The following is a 21,950-nucleotide window of genomic DNA, read 5'->3' as shown; positions in this document are numbered from 1 at the left end:
AAGGTGATATGCACAAACCGGAAGGCGACGGGATGACCACCCAGCGACCACCTCGCCAAGGCAAGACGAGGCACCCAACCCCTGGTCATCCCGGAGCCTGCCCGTCCGGCGAGGACATCCCTTGATCTTTAAAGGCGCCATCCGGCCCAACCATCACCCCTGCCGCGCAGGCCGAATCACCAACTCCCCGATCTCCACGTCCTCCGGCTGCTCGATCGCGAACGCGACCGCCCGCGCCACGGCCTCCGGGTCGATCCCCAGCTCGGCCATGGCCTGCCGCGCAGCCTCCCGCTGGTCCGGATCGGCGACGTTGTCGACGAGCTCCGTCCGCACGTACCCCGGTGAAATCGCGGTCGTCCGCACCACCCCGTCGGTCGACTCTTGCCGCAACGCCTCCAGCACCGTGCGCACCGCGTTCTTGGTGCCCGCGTACACCGCCTGTGTCGGCACGATCTTCAGCCCCGACGTCGACACCGTGGTGACGAAGTGCCCCCGCTCCTGAGCGCGGAAGACCGGCATCGCGGCGGCGATCCCGTACAGGACGCCCCGCACGTTGACGTCGATCATCGCGTCCCAGGCGTCCACCTCCAGGTCGGCCACCGGGGCCAGGCTGGCGATCCCGGCGTTGCTCACCAGCACGTCGAGCCGCCCGAACCGGTCCACCGCCAGCCCCACCAGCTCCGCGAGGTCCTCCCGCCTGGTGACGTCGACCTCCAGCATCTCCGCACGACCGCCGGTGCCCCGGATCCGCTCCACCAGCGATGCGAGCCGCTCGCCCCGCCGCGCTCCCAGCACGACCGCCGCCCCGCGGTCCGCCAGTTCGATGGCCGTCGCCGCTCCGATACCGCTGCTGGCACCGGTGATGGCGACGACCTTGCCGTCCACTCCGCTCATCGCACAACTCCCACTAAGCTGACAACTGTCCGTTTAACTGTACCGGACAGTTGTCCGCTTGAGGAGGTAGTCCCGTGGGAAGCCGTGAGCGCAGGTCGGACGCGGTCGCCAACCGCGACCGCATCGTCCAGGCCGCGCGGGCCGAACTGAGCGGTTCCGAGAGCGGCGAGCTGAAACTGCACGCGGTCGCCAAGGCCGCCGGCGTCGGCCAGGGCACCCTCTACCGGCACTTCCCGACCCGCGAGCACCTGCTGGCCGAGGTGTACCGGCACGAGCTGACCCAGCTCGTGGACGCCGTGGCGCCGCTGCTCGCCGAGCACCCCCCGCTCGAAGCGCTGACGCTCTGGATGCAGCGGCTGATCGAGTACGCGCGGGTCAAGCGCGGCGTCATGGCGGCGATCGAGGCGTCGGCGTGGCAGGACCTCTACGCGGACCAGCACCACCGGCTCGACGACGCGCTCGGCACGGTGCTCGACCGCGGCAAGGCCGCCGGCGAGGTGCGTGCGGAGGTCGACGCCGCGGACGTCATCCTCCTGCTGGGCGCCCTGTCGCGGGTGCCGGAGGCGGAGTGGGACGCGCGGGCGCACAAGATCGTCGCGGTGATCGTCGACGGTCTGCGTCCGCGCTGACGGCCGGCTACTTCCCGGCGAGGTAGTCGTGCAGCGCCTCGCGCCACGGGCGCAGCGGTGTGAGCCCCGCCTGCCGCCACGCCTCGTTGGACAGCACGGAGTACGGCGGCCGCGGCGCGGGCCGGGGGAATTCCGCCGTCGTGCAGGGCTTCACCCGCTCCGGATCGGCGCCGAGTTCCTCGAAGACCGCCCGCGCGAAGCCGTACCAGGTGGTCTCCCCGGAGTTCGTGCAGTGCAGCACCCGCCGCTGGGGCGCACGCCCGCTCACCACCGCCCGGCCCAGGTCCAGCAAGCCCGCGGCCAGATCGGCGGACGAGGTCGGCGACCCACGCTGGTCGTCCACAACGGACACGGTGTCGCGCTCACCTTCCAGGCGGCGCATGGTTTCCACGAAGTTCGCCCCGCCCGCGCCGTACACCCACGCCGTGCGCACCACCCAGGCCCGCGCCCCCGAACCGAGCACGGCGTCCTCACCGGCCGCCTTGGTCCGGCCGTACGCGCTGCGCGGGCCCAGCGGGTCCTCCGGCTCGTAGGGCCGGGACGAGTCGCCGGGGAAGACGTAGTCGGTGGACACGTGGATCAGCGGCACGCGCCGGGACGAACAGGCCGCGGCGAGCACCCGGGCGCCGTCCGCGTTGATCCGGAACGCCCGCGACTCGTCGGTCTCCGCGGCGTCGACCGCCGTGTAGGCCGCCGCGTTGATCACCAGCGGGCTGCGCCCGGCTTCCGCCGCCTCGGCGGCGAGCGCGTTCACCGCGGCGATCACCGAACCGGCGCTCGTCACGTCCAGTTCGGCCGAGGACGGCGCGACCACGCGCACGTCGGACGAGGCGAGCGCGGACAGGGCGCTGCCGAGCTGCCCCGTTCCACCGGGCACCAGCACACTGAGCATCGTCACTTCCCCACCAGCGCGGCGCGCCGCTTCAACGGCTCCCACCACGCCCGATTGTCGGCGTACCAGCGCACCGTATCCGCCAGACCCGCGTCGAAGGAAACCTTCGGCGCGTATCCGAGCTCGGTGCTGATCTTGGTGATGTCCACGGAGTACCGCCGGTCGTGGCCCTTGCGGTCGGCAACCTGCTCGACCCGCTCCCAGCCGACGCCGACCGCGGCCAGCAGTCGCTCGGTCAGCTCACGGTTGGTCAACTCGGTGCCACCGCCGATGTTGTAGATCTCGCCCGGACGGCCGCCCTCGGCCACCAGCTGGATGCCCGCGCAGTGATCGTCCACGTGCAACCAGTCACGGACGTTCAGCCCGTCGCCGTACAGCGGGACCGTGTGGCCGTCCAACAAGTTGGTAACGAAAAGCGGGATGACCTTCTCCGGGAACTGGTACGGCCCGTAGTTGTTCGAACACCGGGTCACGCACACGGGCAGCCCGTGCGTCCGGAAGTAGGACCGCGCGATCAGATCGGAGGACGCCTTCGACGCCGAGTACGGCGAATTCGGCTCCAGCACGTGGTCTTCCGACCACGATCCGCTCTCGATCGAGCCGTACACCTCGTCCGTCGAGACGTGCACGAACTTGTCCACCCCGGCGTCCAGCGCGGCCTGCAACAGGGTCTGCGTGCCCAGCACGTTGGTCAGCACGAAGTCGGCGGAGCCGAGGATGGAGCGGTCCACATGCGACTCGGCGGCGAAGTGGACGACCAGCCCGACGTCTTGCATGACGTCGGCGACCACCTGCGCGTCGGTGATGTCGCCGCGCACGAACCGCAGCCGCGGCGAGTCCGCCACCGGCGCGAGGTTCGCTTCGTTGCCCGCGTAGGTGAGCTTGTCGAGCACCACCACCTCGGCGTCGGCCAGCGCCGGGTACGCGCCGGAGAGCACCTGCCGGACGTAGTGCGAGCCGATGAAACCCGCGCCCCCGGTCACCAGGACCCGCATCGCCTTCTCCTCCTCAAGATCGTCACGGACCAGCCCACGACCGCTTCACTCACCCGAACAGTAATCTGGACGCATTCACTCGGGTCGGGGGCTGGGAGGGAGCGAGTGTGACCGACGGGCTTACCACCCGCCTGGACGCCGCGGACGAGGTCACGTGGCCCGCGCGGCCCATCCCGTCTCCCAGACGGCGGCGCAACCGTATCGCGATCGTCGCGCGCCGGGGCGGCAAACTCGTGGTCGCGCTCGTGTCGGTCGCGGTGCTCACCGTCACCTGGTACGGCTGGCAGTTCATCGGCGACCCGAACTCGGGCCTGTCCACCACCCAGGTCTTCGACGACGAGGAGCTGCACGCGGTCCCGCTGGACGGCGCGGTGGACATCCTGCTGGTCGGCATGGACAGCCGGACCGACGCGCAGGGCAACCCGCTGCCGCGCGAGGTGCTGGACATGCTGCACGCCGGCGAGTCCGACGGCGAGAAGCAGACCGACACCATGATCCTCGTGCACATCCCGCAGGACGGGCGCCGCGCGGTGGCGATCTCGTTCCCGCGCGACTCGTGGGTCGAGCTGGCGGGCGGGTTCGGCAAGCACAAGCTCAACGGCGCGTTCGTCTACGCCTACAACGACCGGTTCCGGGAGCTCCAGCAGCAGGGCGCCGACCTGAAGTCGGCCGACGAGCAGGCCAAGGTCGCCGGCCGCAAGAACCTGATCGCCACGCTGGAGACGTTCATCGGCAAGCCGGGCATGATCGACCGCTACGCCGAGGTGAACCTCGCGAGCTTCTACGAGGTGACGAAGGCCCTCGGCGGCGTCGAGGTGTGCCTGAAGGCGCCGGTGCGGGAGCGCAAGTCCGGCGTCGACCTGCCCGCCGGGCGGCAGACCGTGGAAGGCGTGCAGGCGCTGGCGTTCGTGCGGCAGCGCTACGACCTGCCGGGCGGCGACCTGGACCGCATCGGGCGGCAGCAGGCTTTCCTGTCCGGGCTGGCCCGCAAGATGCTCTCCCGCGACGTGCTGGCCAACCCCGGCAAGCTCTCCGACGTGATCACGGCCGTGAAGAAGTCCGTCGTGCTGTCGGACAACTGGGACCTGCCGGAGTTCGCGGCCCAGATGCGCGGGCTCAACGGCGGCAACATCGAGTTCCGCACCATCCCGGTGGTCGGCAATGCGGTCATCGGCGGCGCGGACGTCGTGCGCGTCGACCCGCAGGCCGTGCACGCGTTCGTCGACCAGCTCACGTCCGACGGCAGCGAGCGGACGTCCTCCTCGGTCGCGCCCACGTCGTCGGCGTCCAGCAAGCCGCCCACCTCGAGCCGCCGGGCGAGCTCGTCCGCGGCGCCGCCGCCCAGCTCACCGGCCCTGACCTCGTCCTCCCCCGCGCCGCCGCCCATCACGGCGGGCGACGTGCCCTGTGTGAACTGACGTCCCGGTGCCTTAACCTGGTCCCCAGGGGCTGATGAGGGGGGAGACCACGGGGATGGACGACGACGAGCCGAAACCGACGCCGTTCCCGCGGTCGACGGCTCCGGCCGACGAGCCGCGGGCCGAGCAGGCGCCGCGCCGCCGTCGCCACCCGTTCCGGGCCACCGGGAAGACGCTGATCGCGCTCGTGTCGGTGTTCGCGCTGGCGGCGACCGGGTACGCGTGGGCGACCTACCACGAGGTGCAGGGCAACGTGCACACCACGGACGCCCTCGACCTGCCGGACGACAAGCCTGCGCCGCCCGCGGACGACGGCGCGGACGACATCCTGCTGGTCGGCGCGGACGCCCGGACGGACATGCAGGGCAACGCGCTGCCGCTGCAGGTGCTCAAGACCCTGCGCACCGAGCAGACCAGCGGGGTGAACACCGACACGGTCATCATCGTGCGGCTCCCGAAGAACGGCGCGAAGCCGTACGCGGTGTCGATCCCGCGGGACACCTGGATCGACGTGCCGCGCGGCGGCCAGGGCAAGATCAACTCGGTGTACGGCGTCGCGAAGCAGGCGAAGGCCGACGAGCTGCGGCGCTCGGGCAGGCGCGACGCGGCCGGGGTCGAGCGCGACTCCGACCAGGCCGGGCGGCAGGCGCTGGTGCAGGCCGTGCAGGACTTCACCCAGGTGCGGGTCGACCACTACGCGGAGGTCAACCTGCTTGGGTTCTACCTGATCACCGAGGCCCTCGGCGGCGTCGAGGTGTGCCTGAACCACGCCACCGAGGACAAGGACTCCGGCGCCGACTTCCGGGCCGGGGTGCAGACCGTGTCCGGCGGCGAGGCGTTGTCGTTCGTGCGGCAGCGGAAGAACCTGCCGCGCGGGGACCTGGACCGGATCGTGCGGCAGCAGGCGTTCCTGTCCTCGGCGCTGCACAAGGTGCTGTCGGCCGGGGTGCTGGCGAACCCCGGCACGCTCGGCGAGCTGACCGACGCGCTGCACCGGTCGCTGGTGCTCGACCCGGACTTCGACCTGCTGCAGTTCGCGGACAAGGCCAAGGGCCTGGCGTCCGGGGACGTCACGTTCACGACCATTCCGGTGGTCAGGATCGACGGCCGCAGCCCGGACGGCGAGCAGAGCATCGTGGAGGTCGACCCGGTCGCGGTGCGGCAGTTCTTCGCGGGCATGGCCGGGCGGAGCGCCGGATCGGGCGGCGGGGCGTCATCGGGCGCGGCCGCGGTGCAGGCGGTGCCGGCCGGCGTGACGTGTGTGAACTGATCACCGGATCGGTGCAACCGAACGGACCGCAGACCGCATGAGTGAGGGCAGAGACGCCGCCACCGGGGTGGCGTCGCCTGCCTAGGAGACTCATGCGCATCCGAACCGTGGTGGCCGGCGCCATCGCCGCAGGCGCGGCACTGCTGGGTGGTTCACTGGCGGTGGCCGCGGCCACCGCCGACACGCCGCAGCCCGTTCCGGCCAGTCCGTCGCCTGCCGCCGGGACCACGCAGCTCACGACCAAGCCGGGCACGCCGGAACCGGCGCCGCCTGCGCTGACCACGCCAGGGGACCTGCCGACGGCCGCTCCGGGGACCGAGCGGCCCACCGCCGCGCCCGTCCCGCCCACGACGAGGCCGGCCCCGGTGACCGAGCAGCCCACCACCCAGCCGGCGCCGGTGGCCGAGCAGCCCACGACCCCGGGCGGCCCGCCGCGGCACACGACCAAGCCGGCCCCCACGGTGGTCCCGACGGCCGCGCCGTAGGTGAGCCGCTCGTCCGCACCGTGGGACGGCGAGTTCAGCGCGTACTTCGCCCGCAGCGCCCGCGCCCTGCGCACCACCGCCTACTTGCTGTGCCGCGACTGGCACCGGGCGGAGGACCTGGCGCAGGCCGCGCTGCTCAAGCTGTACCTCGCCTGGCCGCGGCTGTCCCACCACGACGCGCTGGACGCCTACGCCCGGCGCGTCGTGGTGCGCACCTTCCTCGCGGAGAACCGGCGCGTCCGGTTCCGGCGTGAGCACCTGACGGACGCCCCGCCGGAACCGCTGTCGCCCGAGCCCGACGTGGAGCAGAGCGTCGTCCTGGCCGACGCGCTGTCGGCGGTCCCGCCGAGGCAGCGCGCGGTGCTGGTCCTGCGCTACTTCAACGACCTCTCGGTCGACGAGACCGCCCGGACGCTGCGCTGCTCCGCGGGCACGGTGAAGAGCCAGGCCGCCCGTGGGCTGGCCACCCTCCGGCTGCACCTGCCGGCGTTTCCCATGGAGGGGAGGTGAACATGCGCGACGACGACATCCGGGCCCTGTTCCGCGGGGTCGGCGACGGACCGCCGGTGATCTTCGACGCCGGCGACGTGATCACCCGGGGGTCGCGGATCCGCGCCCGCAGACGCGCGGCGGCGATCGTGGCGAGCGCCGTGGGCAGCGCCGCGATCGTGGTGGGCGTGGTGGTCGCGGCCTACGGCACCGGACCCGTTGAACCGGTCCGGCCCGCGGACCCGGTGGTGCCGGCCGTCACGCCGAGCACCGTGCCGCCCCCGGCCGTCACGCACCCGACCACGCCGTCACCGGACGCTTCACCTCGCGCGACCACCCGGCCGTGATCGGGGGTGGTCCGGGAGGCAGAATCGGCGGCGTGAGCCTGACCGACGCGTTGTTCCGCCCCCTGCTCGCGCAGCCGGGGAAGCCGCTGATCACCCACTACGACGACGCGGCGGGCACCCGGGTCGAACTGTCGGTGGCGACCACCGCGAACTGGGCGGCGAAGACGGCGAACTGGCTGGTCGAGGAGTTCGACGTGGAGCCGGGCGACCCGGTGGCCGTGGCGCTGCCCGCGCACTGGCAGACGGCGGGCGTGCTGCTGGGCGCGTGGTGGTGCGGCGCGGAGGTGGTCGCGTCGCCGGCCGGGGCGCGGGTGGCGTTCGTGGCGCCGGGCGGTTCGGGCGCGGGGGCCGAGTCGACGGCGGTGGTGGCGCTGGACCCGATGGGCCGCGGGCTGACCGCGCCGGTGCCGGGCGCGCTGGACTACCTCAACGAGGCGCGCGCGTACGGCGACGACTTCAGCCCGATGATCCCGATCGCCGGTGACACCCCGGCGCTCGCCGGGTCCACTGTGGACGAGGTGCTGGCGGAGGCGCGTTCCCGGGCAGGCGCACTGGGTTCCGGAGCGCGCGTGCTGTCCACTGTGGAGTGGAGCGTGCCGGAGGGTGTGCTGGGCGGCCTGCTGACCCCGTTGTCAGCGGGCGCCCACCTGGTGCAGATCTCCAATCCGGACGCGTCGAAGCTGGACGACCGCAGAGCCGCCGAGCGGACGACGGTCGACCTGCTCGCCTAGGCGGTCTGCAGTTCGGCCTTGCGGGCCCGGCGCCGCCCGACGAGCAGGTGGTCGAGCGAGAGGCGCCCGCCGTTGAACCCGAGCGCGAGGGCGGCCGCGCCGAGGACGAGCACGAGTTCGTAGCCGCCCTGGCCGGTCAGGCCCGCGTCGAGGTGCACCCAGAAGATCGCGCCGACCATGTCCACCGCGAACAGCACCCCCAGCACGGGCAGCGCGGCGCCGAGGATGAACGCGACCGCGCCGACGGTCTCGATGACGATGAGGAAGAGCGCGGACAGGGTGGGCAGCGGCACGCCGATGCCGCTCATCATGTTCGTGACCCCGTCCAGGCCGGTGTCCCACTTCTGCAGGCCGTGCGCGAGGAAGACCACACCCACCGCCACCCGGCCGATCAACAAGGTCACGTCCTTGACCCGGTCGTACATCGCAGCTCCCCATTCTGGTTGAAGTTTCAACTAGCGGGGTCGACGGTACCGGACGCAGGTGAGCAACTTGTGAAAAACCCACATTCTGGACATGAACGCGTGAGCAGGCGCACACAGCGCGTCGGCCGCTAGCGCGCCGGAAGCAGCGGCTCCAGCTCGGTGGCGAGCTCACGCGCGGCGTCACAGGCGTGTGCGCGTTGTTCCGCACGCAGCATCGTCGCGGTCACGACCGCACGCCCGTGCTCACCGACTTGGAGGGCGAACTCGCACATCCCCTGCCCCGCACCGAACGGTTCCCCTTGGCGCGCCTCGCGGCCGTTGATGGCCGCCGGAGCACTGCCAGGCACTTGCCTCTCGTACTCGGCAAGCCCCTGAACCGGATCGAGAGCGAGGGAATATGTGCCGTAATCAGGCTTCGATGCATGGCATTCGTTGCGCGCAGTTTTCCGCTCGCCCGGCCCGAATCCCTCACCTTCGACCAACTGTCCGAGCACGGCGCACGCGTCCATGCCGGTCAACGTCCCAGCACCAGCGGCAGACGACGAAGAGGCTCGTTCGGCGGGTGACGGCATCCCAGCGACAGTTTCGGAGCATGCAGTCAATGCCATGAGGACGGCACAGGAACCAGCCAGAAGGCAGATGTACCGTGGCAGACGAGTCACTTCACACTCATTCCTTGAATCGCCGGATATGCCTCGCGCGGCTTCGTCGTCGGCAGCATCATAGTTGCGGATTGCCACGTCCAACGCATGCCGCAGGTTGTCCAGGCCGGCAGTCAACATGTGGAACACCGGGACCAACGAACGATCATCCGAGTCCATTGCTTGCCGCATGTGCTCCGCGACCTGCTGGACATAAGCATCGTTGCCCAACTTCGGCGCTCGCTGGAGATAGGCCACCCGAGAGGCAAGAGTGTCGAGCCGATCCTGCATTGTGGCGATGGCACTTCGGAGATGAGTCCCCGTTTCCTCGTCGACCGCCCAGTGGCCCGCCTGCGCCTCTCCGAACAGATGTTTCGCGCAAGTCGCAGGAAAGGGCACAAAAAAAAACGCGGCGCCCGAGCCAACGCCCGGACGCCGCGCCAAAAAACCCGCGGGAATCAGCCCTTCAACAGAGCCCGCGCCATCACCATGCGCTGGATCTGGTTCGTGCCCTCGTAGATCTGCGTGATCTTCGCGTCGCGCATCATGCGTTCCACCGGGAAGTCGCGGGTGTAGCCGGCGCCGCCGAAGAGCTGCACCGCGTCCGTGGTCACCGACATCGCCACGTCGGACGCGTAGGACTTCGCCGCCGAGGCCATGAATCCAGCACGCGCGTCGCCGCGTTCGGTGGCTGCCGCGGAGGCGTACACGAGGTGCCGGGCGGCCTCGATCTTCGTGCCCATGTCCGCCAGCATGAACTGCACGCCCTGGAACTCACCGATCGCCTTGCCGAACTGCTTGCGCTCCTTCACGTACGCGACCGCCGCGTCCAGAGCGCCCTGCGCGATGCCCAGCGCCTGCGCCCCGATCGTCGGGCGGGTGTGGTCCAGCGTGCGCAGCGCCGTCTTCAGCCCGGTGCCCGGCTCGCCGATGATCCGGTCCGCCGGGATCGTGCAGTTCTCGAAGTAGATCTCCCGCGTCGGCGAACCCTTGATGCCCAGCTTGCGCTCCTTGGGGCCGACCGAGAAGCCCGGGTCGTCCTTGTGCACCACGAACGCCGAAATCCCGTTCGACTTCTTCGGCGCGTCCGGGTCGGTCACCGCCATCACCGTGTACCACGTCGACTCGCCGGCGTTGGTGATCCACGCCTTCGTCCCGTTCAGCACCCAGTGGTCACCGTCCAGCCGGGCCCGCGTGCGCATCGACGCGGTGTCCGAACCGGCCTCCCGCTCCGACAACCCGTACGACGCCGTCGCACCGGCCGCGATCTCCGGCAGCACCAGCTTCTTCAGCTCGTCCGACGCCGACAGGATGATCGGCTGCGTCCCCAGCTTGTTCACCGCCGGGATCAGCGACGCCGACGCGTCGACCCGCGCGACCTCCTCGATCACGATGCACGCCGCGATCGCGTCCGCGCCCTGCCCCTCGTACTCGTCGGGGATGTGCACCGCGTTGAAGCCCGAGGCGTTCAGCGCCCGCAGAGCCTCGACCGGGTACCGCTCCTGTTCGTCCACCTCGGCGGCGTAAGGTGCGATCTCCTTCTCCGCCAGCGCACGCACGGCAGCACGCAGCTCCTCGTGCTCCTCGGCCAGCTGGTAGAGGCCCGGGGTCTCCGACACCTTCGTCACCTTTCCTCGCACGGGTAAGAAGTCCGCCGTCCATGTTAGTAGTCGTTCACCAGCCGGAATTGTGTTCTGGGCCGCACCTTCGCTCTATGGTGGGGTGATGCCGATCACTGCTGCTGGGTCATGGCCGCCCCACTTCCCGAGATCGCTGGAGTACCCCGACGTCCCCGCCGGGTCGATCCTGGCCGGCGCCGCGAAGCGCTACGGCGACCGAACCGCGTTCACCCACCACGACCGCTCCCTCACCTACGCCCAGACCTACGGCGCCGCGTGCCGGTTCGCCAACGCGCTCCGGGCCCGGGGCATCGGGCCGGGCGCGACCGTCGCCATCCATCTGCCCAACTGCCTCCCCTACCCGATCGCCTACTACGGGATCCTGCTCGCCGGCGCGACCTTCACCCCGGCGAACCCGCTGCTGCCGCCCGCGGACCTCGCCCACCAGCTCGCCGACTCCGGCGCCGTCGCCGTGGTCACGCTCGGCAAGGTCGCCCCGGTGCTCACCGCGGTGCGCGCACAGACCGCCGTCGAGCTGGTCGTGGTCGTCGCGCCGGACGACCTCGCCGACGACCAGGTGGAGTTCCAGGCGTTCCTCGCCGACCAGCCGGACACCCGCCCCGAGCTGGACATCGACACCCGGACCCACCTCGCGCACCTCTCCTACACCGGCGGCACCACCGGCCGGTCGAAGGGCGTGCGGCTGCCGCACCGCAACGTCGTGGTCAACACGCTGCAGTACGCCTGCTGGGGCACCGGCTCGCTGCCGGCGCTGGACGACGACGGTGACCTCACCCTCGACCAGATCGGCAGCCCGGACGAGTGGCCGACCCGGCTGGGCACCGGCTCGGGCATCAACCTCACGCCGTGGTTCCACGCGATGGGCACGATCGGCGGGCTCAACGTCCCGGTGATGAGCGGCGGGTCCACCACTCTGCACGACCGCTTCGACCCGGTCGCCTACCTCGCCGACGCCGAACGCCTGCGGGTCACCTCGATCGGCGGCGCGCCCGCCCTGTTCGCGGCCCTGCTGGCCAGCCCGGACCTGGCCACGCGCGACCTGTCGAGCGTGCGGGGCATCAGCTCCGGCGCCGCGCCGCTGCCGCACGAGATGCTGAAGGCGCTGGCCGCGCGGTTCCCGGACGCGGTGATCAGCGAGGGCTACGGCCTCACCGAGGTCACCATGGGCGCCACGATCAACCCGGCGTTCCGGTCCGGCCTGCGCAAGCAGGGATCGGTGGGCGTGCCGGTGTTCGACACCGAGGTCAAGATCGTGCCGCTGGAGGGCGGCGAGGACCCGGTGCCCGAGGGCGAGCAGGGCGAGGTGTGCATCCGCGGGCCGCAGGTGATGGCGGGCTACCACGACCGGCCCGACGAGACCGCCGCCGTGCTGGTGGACGGCTGGCTGCACACCGGCGACATCGGCGTCCTCGACAAGGACGGCTACCTGTCCATTGTGGACCGAAAGAAGGACATGCTGCTGTACAAGGGGTACAACGTGTACCCGCGCGAGCTGGAGGAGCTGCTCATCGCGCACCCCGGCGTCGCGGCGGCGGCCGTCGTCGGGCGCAAGCAGGACGACGTCGGCGAGCTGCCGGTGGCCTTCGTCGTGCGGGCGGCGGAGAACGTGACCGAGGCGGAGATCCTGTCCGCGGTCAACGACAACGTCCTGCCCTACAAGCGGATCCGGGAGCTGCGGTTCGTCGACGAGATCCCGGTGTCGGCGGCGGGCAAGATCCTCAAGCGCGAGCTGCGGCAGCAGCTTTAGAGCACCGGCAGGACCCGGGCGCGGTAGAACTCGATCGCCACGCCCGGGTCCTCCTGCGGGAAGTGCAGGAACGGCGTCACGCCCGCGTCGAGCAGCTTCCGCGCCGCGGCGACGTGCACCGCCGGATCGGTGCCCACCGCCCAGCGGCCTGCCACCTCCGCCAGCGGCGTCGCCTGCGCGGCCTCCTGGATCGCCTCCGGATTGGCCAGGTCCGCCGGGTTGACCGTGAACCGCCACCGCTGCGCGGCCAGGTCGATCTCGCGCTGGTCGCCGACCACGGCGAACAGCTCCGCCCACTTCGGCATCGTGTCCGGGTTCTTCCCCGCCGCCCGCGCGCCGGCCGCGAACGCGTCCCGCAGCGCCGGGTCGAGGGAGGCCCCGGCCTGGGTGATCCAGCCGTCGCCGTCCTGGCCGGCCAGCCGCGCGCTCTTCGGGCCCTGCGCGGCCACGTACACCGGCGGCGGTTTCGACGGCAGGTCGTACAGCTTGAGCTGGTCGGTCGAGAAGAACCGGCCGCGGAAGGTGACCCGCTCCCCCGTCCACAACCGCCGGATCAGCGTGATCGCCTCGACCAGCCGGTCGTGCCGCTCGGCGTAGCGGCCGTACTGGCCGGTGCCCGCCTGCTCGTTGACCGCCTCGCCGGTGCCGAGCCCGAGGAACGTCCGTCCCGGCGCCAGCAGTTCGAGGGAGGCAAACGCTTGCGCGACCTCGGTGGGGTGGTGCCGGTAGCTCGGGCAGGTCACGCCGGAGCCGAACGTGACCCGCCGCGTGCGCTCGCCGACCAGGGCGAGCGTGAGCCACGGGAACATCGAGTGCCCCTGGTTGTCCTGCCACGGCTGCAGGTGGTCGCTGGCCCAGACGAACGCGAAGCCCGCCGCCTCCGCCTGCCGCGCGAAGTCCAGCAGCCGGGCCGTCGGAAACTGCTCGTGCGACAGCACCAGCCCGACGGGTGCTCGCGCCGCGGGCGGCTCGACCCGGACGAACCCGGCGGATGCGGCGAACATGCCCAGCGTGCGGCGCGAGAACTCCATGATCGCCGGGTACCCGCCGGAAACCGGACCGACCGGGAGTTCACCGACACTGGTGATTTCACCGATGCCCTGCCAACACGATGGCGGGACACTCGGTGAATGGTCCACAACAGACTTCGCAAACTGACCCTGCTCGCCTGCGCCGTCGTCGGGCTGGCCGGCACCGCGACGGTCGGCACCGCGTCCGCCGCCACCAGCGCGGCCGCGTGCTCCGACCTGGAGATCGTCTTCGCCCGCGGCAGCGGCGAGGCGCCCGGCCTCGGCATCACCGGCACGCCGCTGGTGTCCGACGTGAAGTCGGCGCTGTCCTCGGCGTCAGTGTCGTCCTACGCGGTCAACTACGCCGCGAGCTACGACCAGACCAGCGCCGGCCCCGGCGCCACCGACATGAGCAACCACATCAAGTCCACCGCGGCCGCGTGCCCGGACACCAAGTTCGCGATCGGCGGCTACTCGCAGGGCGCGAGCGTCACCGACATCGCCATCGGCATCCGGACCTACCTCGGCACCGGGCAGACCATCCCCGCCGAGCTGGCGCCGCGGGTGGTCGCGGTAATCGCGTTCGGCAACCCGCTCGGCCTGTACGGGCAGACGATCAAGACGGCCAGCCCGACCTACGGCCCGAAGTCACTGGAGTTCTGCAACCGCGGCGACAACGTCTGCGGCGGCACGGGCACCGGACCGGGCTACGGCCACCTGAGCTACGCCCGGGACGGCAGCGTCGACCAGGCGGCGGCCTTCATCGCGAAGCAGTACAACGCGAGCTAGGACCAACTACTCCACGGCAGCACCGCTGTCACCACCCACGCAGCCGGCACCGCCGCGGGTTCTCAGGAGCCCCCTCGCGAGGACAGCGCCGACGTGGTGAACCGGCGTTCATGAGGAGGCGATCCCACAGCGAGGGGGCTTCTGAGGTTCCGCCACCCGCACCGTCCCGCAAATTTCATTTCTGCGAGGGGAGCTTCTCCTGGAGCTTGGCGTCCTTGTCGAGGACCAGCTGTTCGAGGTCGGCCTGGAAGGCGGCCATCTTCTCCCGCAGCGCCGGGTCCTGCGCGGCCAGGATCCGCACGGCCAGCAGCCCGGCGTTGCGGGCGCCGCCGATCGAGACCGTCGCCACCGGCACGCCGGCCGGCATCTGCACGATCGACAGCAGCGAGTCCATGCCGTCCAGGTACTTCAGCGGGACCGGCACGCCGATCACCGGCAGCACCGTCGCCGAGGCGACCATGCCGGGCAGGTGCGCGGCTCCCCCGGCGCCGGCGATGATCACCTTGATGCCGCGATCCGCCGCGCTGCGCGCGTAGTCGAGCATCCGCTGCGGTGTCCGGTGCGCGGAGTACACGCCGACCTCGTAGGACACGCCGAACTCGTCCAGCGCCGTCCCGGCCGCTTCGAGCACGGGCCAGTCGGAGTCGCTGCCCATGATCACGCCGACGTCGGTCACGCGTCTTCCTCTCAGTGGATGTCGTAGCCGTCGGGCCATTCGGCGTGCGACAGCCAGTGCGCGGCCAGCTTGGCGCGGGTCCGCAGGCTGTCCAGGTCGCCGCCGACGAAGTTGACGTGCCCGAGCTTGCGGCCGGGCCGCTCGCCCTTGCCGTAGAGGTGCACGCGCGCGTCCGGGAAGCGCGCGAACAGGTGGTGCAGCCGCTCGTCGGGCGCCATCCGCGGCGTTTCCGGCGCGCCGAGGACGTTGGCCATCACCGTCGGCGCGATCAGGTCGGTCACGCCCAGCGGGTAGTCCAGGACCGCGCGCACGTGCTGCTCGAACTGCGAAGTGGCCGAGCCGTCCATCGTCCAGTGACCGGAGTTGTGCGGCCGCATCGCCAGCTCGTTGATCAACAGGCCGCCGTCGGTCTCGAACAGCTCGACCGCCAGGATGCCGACCACGTTCAGCTCGTTCGCCAGCCGCAGCGCCAGCTCCTGCGCCTCGTGCACCTGCCGCGAGGTCAGGCCCGGCGCGGGCGCCAGCACCTCGGTGTTGATGCCGTTCTCCTGCACCGTCTCCACGACCGGCCAGGCCGCGCCCTGCCCGAACGGCGAGCGGGCGACCAGCGCGGACAGCTCCCGCTTCATGGCGACGCGCTGCTCGACAAGCAGCTCGGTGCCCGCGGCGAGCAGCTCGGGCACCAGCGTGCGCGCCTCGGCGTCGGACTCGACCATCCACACGCCACGGCCGTCGTAGCCGCCGGTGGCCGCCTTCAGCACGACCGGCCAGCCGTGCTCGGCGCCGAACTTGAGGAGGTCCTCCACTTCGGACACCTCGGCGTACGGCGGGCACGGGAAGCCGGTGGCCGACAGGTGGTCGCGCATCACCAGCTTGTTCTGCGCGAACGCCAGCGCGTCCGGCCCCGGCCGCACCGTGAAGCCCTCGTTGACCAGCGCGAACAGGTGCTCCCACGGGACGTGCTCGTGGTCGAAGGTGACCACGTCGACGGTCTTCGCGAACTCGCGCAGCGCGTCGAGGTCGGTGTGGTGACCGATCTGGACCTGCCCGGCGACCAGGCCGGCGGCGTCGTTCTCGTCGATCGCGAGGACCCGGAGCGACTGTCCCAGCGAAATCGCGGCCTGATGTGTCATCCGGGCGAGCTGGCCGCCGCCCACCATCCCGACGACCGGGAGACCTGTGCGCTTGTCCATAACGGCTCTAGATTACGGCGAGACGCAGCTCACGAGCCGCCAGCCCGAGGATTCCCAGCGCGGCGGCCAGCACGTACGCGTTGCCGGGCACGAACAGCTCCGGCCCCCACCCGAACTCGGTGTCGCCGCCGTTGGGCACCAGCATCACCACGCAGCTGGCGAAGAACGCGGCCACCAGGCCCGCCCACACCCAGCGCGCCTTCGACGCGAGCAGCACGATCAGCGGCACCGCCCACACCCAGTGGTGCGACCACGACACCGGCGAGACCAGCAGCCCCAAGAACGCGGTCACCAGCAGCGCGGCCAGCGTCTCGCCACGCCGGTGCAGCCGCCGGACCAGCCACACCGCGGGCACCGCGAGCACCGCCCCGACGCCCAGCGCGACCGCCGTCGACCAGGACGCCTCGTGCGAGAGCCGGTTCACCAGCCCGCCGAGCGACTGGTTGAAGATCCAGGACACCCCGCCGACGCGGTGCGGGTCGAACGCGGCCTCGGCCCAGTACCGCGCGGCGTCGCCGGGCATCAGCACGAACATCACGGCCTGGAGCCCGGCGAACGTGGCCAGCGCACGCAGGCCGTCGCGCCACCGGCCGGTGACGAACAGGTGCGCCACGAAGATCAGCGGCGTCAGCTTCACCGCGGCCGCGACCCCGATCAGCACGCCGGACCAGCGCGAGCCGGCCAGCACCAGCACGTCGACCACGACCAGCGCGAGCAACACCAGGTTGATCTGGCCGAGGAAGATCGTCTTCCAGACCGGCTCCAGCGCCAGCGCCCCCACCGTCAGCCCGGCGACCGCCCAGCCGCGGAACCGCCCGCTCACGCGGACCACCACGGCGAGCGACAGCACCGACGTCGCGGCCAGCACCCCCCAGGTCAGTCCGCTGGGCAGCGCGGTGAGCGGGACGAACAGCAACGCCGCCGCGGGCGGGTAGGTGAACGGCAGCGACACCCACGACGGCAGCGTGGTCAGCCGCTCCGGGGTGTAGACCGCGTCGCCCTGCAGGAAGGTCAGCGCGCCGGCGCGGTAGACCGCGCTGTCCGCACCCAGGTGCCAGCCCGCGAGCCAGACGGCCACCCCGGCCGCGAACGCGCCCAGGACGAGGACGCCGACGAGTGCGGGCTCAGCCCGGGACCGCAACGTCGTCACGCGCCCGCTCCCGCCGGCGCTGGAGTGCCCAACGCGTCACCAGCACCACCGTCAGGACCAGCGGCGTGAGGATGTAGGCGTTGCCGAGCACGGTCTGCCAGAACTTCCAGTGCAGCTCGATGTTGCGCCCGTTGGGCAGCGCCAGCAGCACGCAGCTGATGAACACCGCGACCACCGCGCCGGTGGCGACCCAGCGCTTCCACGCGTTCGCGAGCGTGGCCTGCGGCAGCCGGGACACCAGCAGCACGATCAGCGGCACGGCCCAGACCCAGTGGTGCGACCACGAAATCGGCGAGGCCAGCAGCCCGAAGAACGCGGTGACCAGCAGGGCCGCCAGCGCCTGCCCGCGGCGGTGGAACCGCAGCATCAGCCACACGGCCGGGATCGCCAGCAGCGCCGCGACGCCGAGCGCCGCCTTCGAGGCCCACGGCGCGAGGTCGGTGAGCCGGTTCATCAGGCCGTTCAGCGACTGGTTGCCCGCCCAGTGCACCGGGCCGATGCGCCCGGTGTCGGAGATCGTCTTGGTCCAGTAGCGGATCGTGTCGCCCGGGATCAGCGCCAGCATCAGCAGCTGCAGGCCGAGGAACACGCCGAACGCGCGGAACGCCTCGCGGCGGCGGCCGGTCAGGAACAGGTGCGCGACGAACACCAGCGGCGTCAGTTTCACCGCCGAGGCGATGCCGACCAGCACCCCGCCCCAGCGGGAATTGCGGGTGGTGATCACGAGGACGTCGAGCACGACGACGGCCATCAGGATCAGGTTGATCTGGCCGAGGAAGATCGTCCGCCAGACCGGCTCGAGACCGAGCATGACCAGCGAGAACAGCAGCGTCGCGCGGGCCGGCGAGGACCACCAGCGGCGGACGGCGGGCGGGGTCGGCAGCGAGCCGATCGCCACCCGCACCACGAGCGCCATCGCCAGGACCGAGATCGCGGTCAGCACACCCCAGGCGATCTGGACCGGCAGGATCGCCAGCGGCACGAACAGCAGCGCGGCCGTCGGCGGGTAGGTGAACGGCAGCAGCGCCCACCACGGCTCCGGCGGCAGGGTGTTCGCGTCGTAGAGCGGTTCGCCGTGCAGGAGCGTGATCGCCCCCGCCCGGTAGACCGCGCTGTCCACGCCGAGCCGCCAGTCGAGCAGCCAGCCGACGACACCGAAGACGAGCGCGAGCAGCGGGACGAGCGACAGCAGCAGGATCGAACGCGGCCGCACCGACAACCGGGCGAGCGAGGTCCGCAGAGCCAGGCGCGGGTGCGCCGGCTCGCTGAGCGGTTCGCCGCCTGCGGCGGGCACTGACTGGGTCACCCTTTCAGGAAATCACGAATCGGCCAATCGTTGGCGACAGGGTCAGGTTCGTGCGAGTCGCTGCAGCAGGTCGCACGCGGAATCGTGCGTCGCGGGCAGCCGGACCAGCTTGATCTTCGGCGGGCTGACCGATTCCAGCTGGTCGTCGACCGACAGGCGCTCGTGCAGCTCGCGCCGCAGCATCACGGCTTTCGCGGCGATCCGGCCGTCGCGCGGGACCGCCGCGGCGACCGTCGACGGCCCGAGCTTCGCGATGCTCTCGCCGCCGTCGAACACCACCCGCAGCGCCTCGGCGATCAAGATCATCGCGGTGAGCCGCGACCAGCCGGTCACCCCGGACAGGTCGACCGAGACGACCAGCAGCGTGTGGTCCTCGGACACCTGGTGCGCCGGCCGGCCGTACAACTCGCGCAGCCGGGTCCGCAGGTAGGACGCGGTGGGCAGGCCGGTGAGCGGGTCGATGACCTCGGTGGTGGCGAGCTTGTCCATCGCGACCTCGGCCCACGCGAGCGCCGCCACCCGCAGTAGCCGGGACGGCAGCGCGTCCACGTCCGGGCTCACCAGACCACCTGAATCCCCCGGCGGGGTGATCACGGCGTGCAACGCCGCCAGATCCGCGAGCGTCTCGGCCAGCCCCGCACCCGCCGCGGCCCGCGCCCTGGCCAGGCCCGCGATCGGGATTTCCGCCGTGCCCCTGCGGAGCAACGCCGCGCACACCGTGTCGACCTCCGGCAACGCCCAGTCGCTGGGGAAACGCCAACCCGCGGCCAGGCTCGCGGACCGCCAGCGCGCCCGCAGCTCAGCCAGGGATCGGCCGTCGCCGCCGGGCTCCGGTTCGAGCCGCAAACCCATGGCCGGCACGTCCACTGGCAACCGTCCTCTCGTCCCGCGACCGCTGTTCCGGTGAAGTGACGATCCACGCGGCGGGTCGTGACGGAATTACACCGTGCGGGTCAATAGGGCGAGGTGTTGCGTGACGAGGCCGGGCCGGTCAGTCACACTGATCGCGCAACACTGGGGATAAGGAGAGCGGTGTCCACCCTTCCGGCCGATTTCGAGGGCAAGAGCGACGCGGAGTTGATCACCGACGTCCGCACCGGCACCCTGGCCGCCTACGGCACGCTCTACGAACGGCACGTGGGCGCGGCCTACAACCTGGCGCGTCAGCTCGCGCGGTCCAACGCCGAGGCCGACGACCTGGTGTCCGACGCGTTCGCGAAGGTCCTCGACACGCTGCGCGGCGGCAAGGGCCCGGACAGCGCCTTCCGCGCCTACCTGCTCACCGCGCTGCGGCACACCGCCTACGACAAGACCCGCAAGGACAAGCGCGTCGACCTCAACGAGGACATGACGACGGTCGGCGCGGAGGCGCTGACCGTCCAGTTCTCCGACACCGCCGTCGCCGGCCTGGAGCGGACGATGGCGGCCAAGGCCTTCGCGTCCCTGCCCGAGCGCTGGCAGGCGGTGCTGTGGCACACCGAGATCGAACAGCAGAGCCCGGCGGAGGTCGCGCCGCTGCTGGGCCTGACGCCGAACGGGGTGTCCGCGCTCGCCTACCGCGCCCGCGAAGGCCTGCGGCAGGCCTACCTGCAGGTCCACCTCGCCGAGACGTCCGCCGAGAAGTGCCGCGCCTGCGCCGAGCGGCTGGGCGCGTGGACCCGCGACGGCCTGTCGAAACGAGAACGCGCCCAGGTCGAGGCGCACCTGGACGAGTGCGACGACTGCCGCGCGCTGGCCGCCGAACTGGCCGAGCTCAACGGCGCGCTGCGGGCGATCATCGCGCCGATCGTCCTCGGTGGGGCGGCACTGGGCTACCTCGCGACCGCGGGCAAGGCGACGGCCGCGACCGTGGCGACCGCGGGCGCCGCGGCCGGGTCGGCCGGTGGGGCGGCTTCGCTCGCCGCCGCCGGGCCGCGGCAGTTCGTCGGCGTCGGCGTCGCCGGGACGGCGGTGGCCGCCGCGGTCGCCGCCGCGCTGGCCGCGGGTGGCGGCACGCAGGAAATCCCGGCGGCCGCGTCGGTTCCGGCGCCACCGCCCGCCGTCGCGCCGGCCCAGCCACCGGCGCCGCCCGCTGCTCCGCCCGCCGCGCCGCCCGCGCCGGCCGTCGAACCGGCACCCGCGCCGGTCGTGCCCCCGGCCCCCACGCCCGCGCCGACCCCGGCACCGCCGCCACCGCCGCCCGCCGGGCCCGCGAACATCACCGCGGAAGGCCCGGCTTCGGCACTCGAACTGGAACCGGGCGGGGACGCGGTCGCCCTGCCGATCACGGTGCGCAACAGCGGCGCCTCGGTGTCCGAACCGGTCGCGGCGACGCTGAACCTGCCGCCCGGCATCAGCGTCGTGCCTGCCGGTGGCGGTGGTGGCGGCGCCGGTGGTTACGCCGCGCAGGCCGCCGCCGGGCCGTTGCTGGTGAACTGCCCGCCGGGCGAGGGCACGGTCACCTGCACCACGCCGCGCGGGCTGCAGCCCGGTGAGACCGCGGTGCTGACGTTCCTGCTGAAGGCGGACCGGACGGCGTCCTCGGGGCAGGTGACCGGGACGGTGAACGCGGGCGCGAACATCCGCCTGTCGGTGAACGTGCCGGTGGCGGTCGCCGAACTGCCGGACGACCTGGCCCTGGAAGCGACGGCCCTGTGGAGCGGCCAGCCCGCGTGGGGCCGGTCCACATGGCTGTCCGTCGACGTGGTCAACAAGGGCGAGAACACCAAGCCCGTCACCCTCTCGATCGACACCGACGCGCGGCTGATCCTGGGCAACTTCCGGGCGGCGTGCGACAGCGGCCCGACGACCACCTGCACCAGCCTGAACGCGCTCCAGCCCGGTGAGCACCTGCGGCTGTGGTTCGAGCTGGACCGGCCGAAGAAGGAATCCCGGACCGTCACCGTCTCGGCGACGCTGGGCCGCGCCCACGCCTCGCGGACCGTCACGTTCGACTGCTGGTTGCCGCACTGCGGGGTGCCGGGGCTCGCCCCGACCAGCACGACGGTGACGCCGTCGTCGAAGCCCGCGACGACGACCGACCCGTCCACGAGCGGATCGACGACCACGACGACGTCGAGCAGCACGACGACGGTTTCGCCGACGACCCCGTCGACCACGACGACCACCTCGACGACCAAGGACCACGGGCGGCCGTGGTGGTGGTTGCCGTGGATCCCGTACCCGCCGAAATGAATGGGATGAAACCGGCTCTCGCGGCCGCCTGACGATCCCCCGTTTCGCG

The 21,950-nt window shown here is 71.8% G+C and carries 22 protein-coding genes; 10 read left to right on the top strand and 12 right to left on the bottom strand.

Annotated features, from left to right (window positions below; genetic code table 11):
• Positions 1-153: 153 nt before the first annotated feature.
• Positions 154-894, bottom strand: a complete 741-nt coding sequence (locus L2C96_RS31490; protein WP_237338790.1) for an SDR family oxidoreductase — start codon at positions 892-894, stop codon at positions 154-156.
• Positions 895-968: 74 nt separating this feature from the next.
• Between L2C96_RS31490 and L2C96_RS31485 the strand changes: the two genes are divergently transcribed.
• Complete coding sequence (locus L2C96_RS31485; RefSeq protein ID WP_237338789.1) at positions 969-1,523, top strand: TetR/AcrR family transcriptional regulator; 555 nt, start codon at positions 969-971, stop codon at positions 1,521-1,523.
• A 7-nt stretch (positions 1,524-1,530) separates the two neighbouring features.
• Here L2C96_RS31485 and rfbD read toward each other — a convergent pair whose 3' ends face one another.
• Both rfbD and rfbB read right to left on the bottom strand, forming a co-directional pair.
• Positions 1,531-2,415, bottom strand: a complete 885-nt coding sequence (gene rfbD, locus L2C96_RS31480; RefSeq protein WP_237338794.1) for a dTDP-4-dehydrorhamnose reductase — start codon at positions 2,413-2,415, stop codon at positions 1,531-1,533.
• Between the two features lie 2 nt (positions 2,416-2,417).
• A complete protein-coding gene (rfbB, locus tag L2C96_RS31475; protein ID WP_237338788.1) occupies positions 2,418-3,410 on the bottom strand; it encodes a dTDP-glucose 4,6-dehydratase in 993 nt (330 codons plus the stop codon).
• 107 nt (positions 3,411-3,517) lie between these two features.
• Here rfbB and L2C96_RS31470 point away from each other — a divergent pair, with 107 nt between their 5' ends.
• The 6 genes from L2C96_RS31470 (at position 3,518) to L2C96_RS31445 (ending at position 8,150) form a co-directional block, all read left to right on the top strand.
• Entirely contained in the window at positions 3,518-4,828 is a 1,311-nt protein-coding gene (locus L2C96_RS31470) for an LCP family protein (RefSeq protein ID WP_020420984.1), read from the top strand.
• A 55-nt stretch (positions 4,829-4,883) separates the two neighbouring features.
• Positions 4,884-6,098: an LCP family protein gene (locus L2C96_RS31465; RefSeq protein ID WP_237338787.1), complete on the top strand. Its 1,215-nt coding sequence runs from the start codon at positions 4,884-4,886 to the stop codon at positions 6,096-6,098.
• 92 nt (positions 6,099-6,190) lie between these two features.
• Positions 6,191-6,583: a hypothetical protein gene (locus L2C96_RS31460; protein ID WP_237338786.1), complete on the top strand. Its 393-nt coding sequence runs from the start codon at positions 6,191-6,193 to the stop codon at positions 6,581-6,583.
• A complete protein-coding gene (locus tag L2C96_RS31455; RefSeq protein WP_237338785.1) occupies positions 6,584-7,093 on the top strand; it encodes a SigE family RNA polymerase sigma factor in 510 nt (169 codons plus the stop codon).
• 2 nt (positions 7,094-7,095) lie between these two features.
• Complete coding sequence (locus L2C96_RS31450; protein ID WP_237338784.1) at positions 7,096-7,419, top strand: hypothetical protein; 324 nt, start codon at positions 7,096-7,098, stop codon at positions 7,417-7,419.
• Between the two features lie 32 nt (positions 7,420-7,451).
• Positions 7,452-8,150, top strand: a complete 699-nt coding sequence (locus tag L2C96_RS31445) for a TIGR03089 family protein (RefSeq protein ID WP_237338783.1) — start codon at positions 7,452-7,454, stop codon at positions 8,148-8,150.
• Here the strand turns inward: L2C96_RS31445 and L2C96_RS31440 are convergent.
• The 3 genes from L2C96_RS31440 to L2C96_RS31430 form a co-directional block, all read right to left on the bottom strand.
• The gene (locus tag L2C96_RS31440; RefSeq protein WP_020420990.1) at positions 8,147-8,575 is read right to left on the bottom strand and encodes a DoxX family protein; all 429 of its coding nucleotides are present in this window, start codon (positions 8,573-8,575) and stop codon (positions 8,147-8,149) included. The genes L2C96_RS31445 and L2C96_RS31440 overlap by 4 nt on opposite strands.
• Positions 8,576-8,703: 128 nt before the next feature.
• Positions 8,704-9,507, bottom strand: coding sequence for a DUF3558 domain-containing protein (locus L2C96_RS31435; RefSeq protein WP_237338782.1), 804 nt, complete (start codon positions 9,505-9,507; stop codon positions 8,704-8,706).
• Positions 9,508-9,674: 167 nt separating this feature from the next.
• Positions 9,675-10,844: an acyl-CoA dehydrogenase family protein gene (locus L2C96_RS31430; protein ID WP_020420991.1), complete on the bottom strand. Its 1,170-nt coding sequence runs from the start codon at positions 10,842-10,844 to the stop codon at positions 9,675-9,677.
• 97 nt (positions 10,845-10,941) lie between these two features.
• Between L2C96_RS31430 and L2C96_RS31425 the strand changes: the two genes are divergently transcribed.
• Positions 10,942-12,603: a class I adenylate-forming enzyme family protein gene (locus tag L2C96_RS31425; RefSeq protein WP_237338781.1), complete on the top strand. Its 1,662-nt coding sequence runs from the start codon at positions 10,942-10,944 to the stop codon at positions 12,601-12,603.
• On the opposite strand, the gene L2C96_RS31420 is transcribed toward L2C96_RS31425, so the two are convergent.
• A complete protein-coding gene (locus L2C96_RS31420) occupies positions 12,600-13,634 on the bottom strand; it encodes a F420-dependent hydroxymycolic acid dehydrogenase (RefSeq protein WP_237338780.1) in 1,035 nt (344 codons plus the stop codon). The two genes, L2C96_RS31425 and L2C96_RS31420, sit on opposite strands and share 4 nt — an antisense overlap.
• A gap of 99 nt (positions 13,635-13,733) precedes the next feature.
• Between L2C96_RS31420 and L2C96_RS31415 the strand changes: the two genes are divergently transcribed.
• Complete coding sequence (locus tag L2C96_RS31415; RefSeq protein WP_237338779.1) at positions 13,734-14,402, top strand: cutinase family protein; 669 nt, start codon at positions 13,734-13,736, stop codon at positions 14,400-14,402.
• 175 nt (positions 14,403-14,577) lie between these two features.
• On the opposite strand, the gene purE is transcribed toward L2C96_RS31415, so the two are convergent.
• From purE to L2C96_RS31390, 5 genes are read right to left on the bottom strand one after another with little or no spacing between them, the layout of a single operon-like run.
• On the bottom strand, positions 14,578-15,117 hold the full coding sequence (gene purE / locus L2C96_RS31410) for a 5-(carboxyamino)imidazole ribonucleotide mutase (RefSeq protein WP_051123614.1): 540 nt from the start codon (positions 15,115-15,117) through the stop codon (positions 14,578-14,580).
• On the bottom strand, positions 15,090-16,271 hold the full coding sequence (locus L2C96_RS31405; protein WP_237338778.1) for a 5-(carboxyamino)imidazole ribonucleotide synthase: 1,182 nt from the start codon (positions 16,269-16,271) through the stop codon (positions 15,090-15,092). Before L2C96_RS31405 ends, purE begins: the two co-directional genes overlap by 28 nt.
• A gap of 7 nt (positions 16,272-16,278) precedes the next feature.
• A complete protein-coding gene (locus L2C96_RS31400) occupies positions 16,279-17,421 on the bottom strand; it encodes a glycosyltransferase 87 family protein (RefSeq protein WP_237338777.1) in 1,143 nt (380 codons plus the stop codon).
• A complete protein-coding gene (locus L2C96_RS31395) occupies positions 17,396-18,727 on the bottom strand; it encodes a glycosyltransferase 87 family protein (protein ID WP_020420999.1) in 1,332 nt (443 codons plus the stop codon). Before L2C96_RS31395 ends, L2C96_RS31400 begins: the two co-directional genes overlap by 26 nt.
• A 42-nt stretch (positions 18,728-18,769) precedes the next feature.
• A complete protein-coding gene (locus L2C96_RS31390) occupies positions 18,770-19,594 on the bottom strand; it encodes a hypothetical protein (protein WP_020421000.1) in 825 nt (274 codons plus the stop codon).
• 165 nt (positions 19,595-19,759) lie between these two features.
• On the opposite strand from L2C96_RS31390, the gene L2C96_RS31385 reads away from it, so the two are divergent.
• Complete coding sequence (locus tag L2C96_RS31385) at positions 19,760-21,901, top strand: sigma-70 family RNA polymerase sigma factor (RefSeq protein WP_237338776.1); 2,142 nt, start codon at positions 19,760-19,762, stop codon at positions 21,899-21,901.
• Positions 21,902-21,950: the final 49 nt, after the last annotated feature.

It is taken from the genome of Amycolatopsis tucumanensis, from assembly GCF_021654135.1.
In the GTDB taxonomy this organism is placed as follows: domain Bacteria; phylum Actinomycetota; class Actinomycetes; order Mycobacteriales; family Pseudonocardiaceae; genus Amycolatopsis_E; species Amycolatopsis_E tucumanensis.
The sequence above is the reverse complement of the archived record's forward strand: the minus strand, read 5'-3'. Positions and strand labels throughout refer to the sequence as shown.

Bases quoted from the DNA above. Each gene is read 5' to 3' on its own strand.
- L2C96_RS31465 (WP_237338787.1), top strand. From the start codon at position 4,884: ATGGACGACGACGAGCCGAAACCGACGCCGTTCCCGCGGTCGACGGCT.
- rfbD (WP_237338794.1), bottom strand. From the start codon at position 2,415: ATGCTCAGTGTGCTGGTGCCCGGTGGAACGGGGCAGCTCGGCAGCGCC.
- L2C96_RS31440 (WP_020420990.1), bottom strand. From the start codon at position 8,575: ATGTACGACCGGGTCAAGGACGTGACCTTGTTGATCGGCCGGGTGGCG.
- L2C96_RS31415 (WP_237338779.1), top strand. From the start codon at position 13,734: ATGGTCCACAACAGACTTCGCAAACTGACCCTGCTCGCCTGCGCCGTC.
- L2C96_RS31450 (WP_237338784.1), top strand. From the start codon at position 7,096: ATGCGCGACGACGACATCCGGGCCCTGTTCCGCGGGGTCGGCGACGGA.
- L2C96_RS31420 (WP_237338780.1), bottom strand. From the start codon at position 13,634: ATGGAGTTCTCGCGCCGCACGCTGGGCATGTTCGCCGCATCCGCCGGG.
- L2C96_RS31405 (WP_237338778.1), bottom strand. From the start codon at position 16,271: ATGGACAAGCGCACAGGTCTCCCGGTCGTCGGGATGGTGGGCGGCGGC.
- L2C96_RS31460 (WP_237338786.1), top strand. From the start codon at position 6,191: ATGCGCATCCGAACCGTGGTGGCCGGCGCCATCGCCGCAGGCGCGGCA.
- L2C96_RS31425 (WP_237338781.1), top strand. From the start codon at position 10,942: ATGCCGATCACTGCTGCTGGGTCATGGCCGCCCCACTTCCCGAGATCG.
- rfbB (WP_237338788.1), bottom strand. From the start codon at position 3,410: ATGCGGGTCCTGGTGACCGGGGGCGCGGGTTTCATCGGCTCGCACTAC.
- L2C96_RS31490 (WP_237338790.1), bottom strand. From the start codon at position 894: ATGAGCGGAGTGGACGGCAAGGTCGTCGCCATCACCGGTGCCAGCAGC.
- L2C96_RS31435 (WP_237338782.1), bottom strand. From the start codon at position 9,507: ATGCAGGATCGGCTCGACACTCTTGCCTCTCGGGTGGCCTATCTCCAG.
- purE (WP_051123614.1), bottom strand. From the start codon at position 15,117: ATGGCCCGACGGCTACGACATCCACTGAGAGGAAGACGCGTGACCGAC.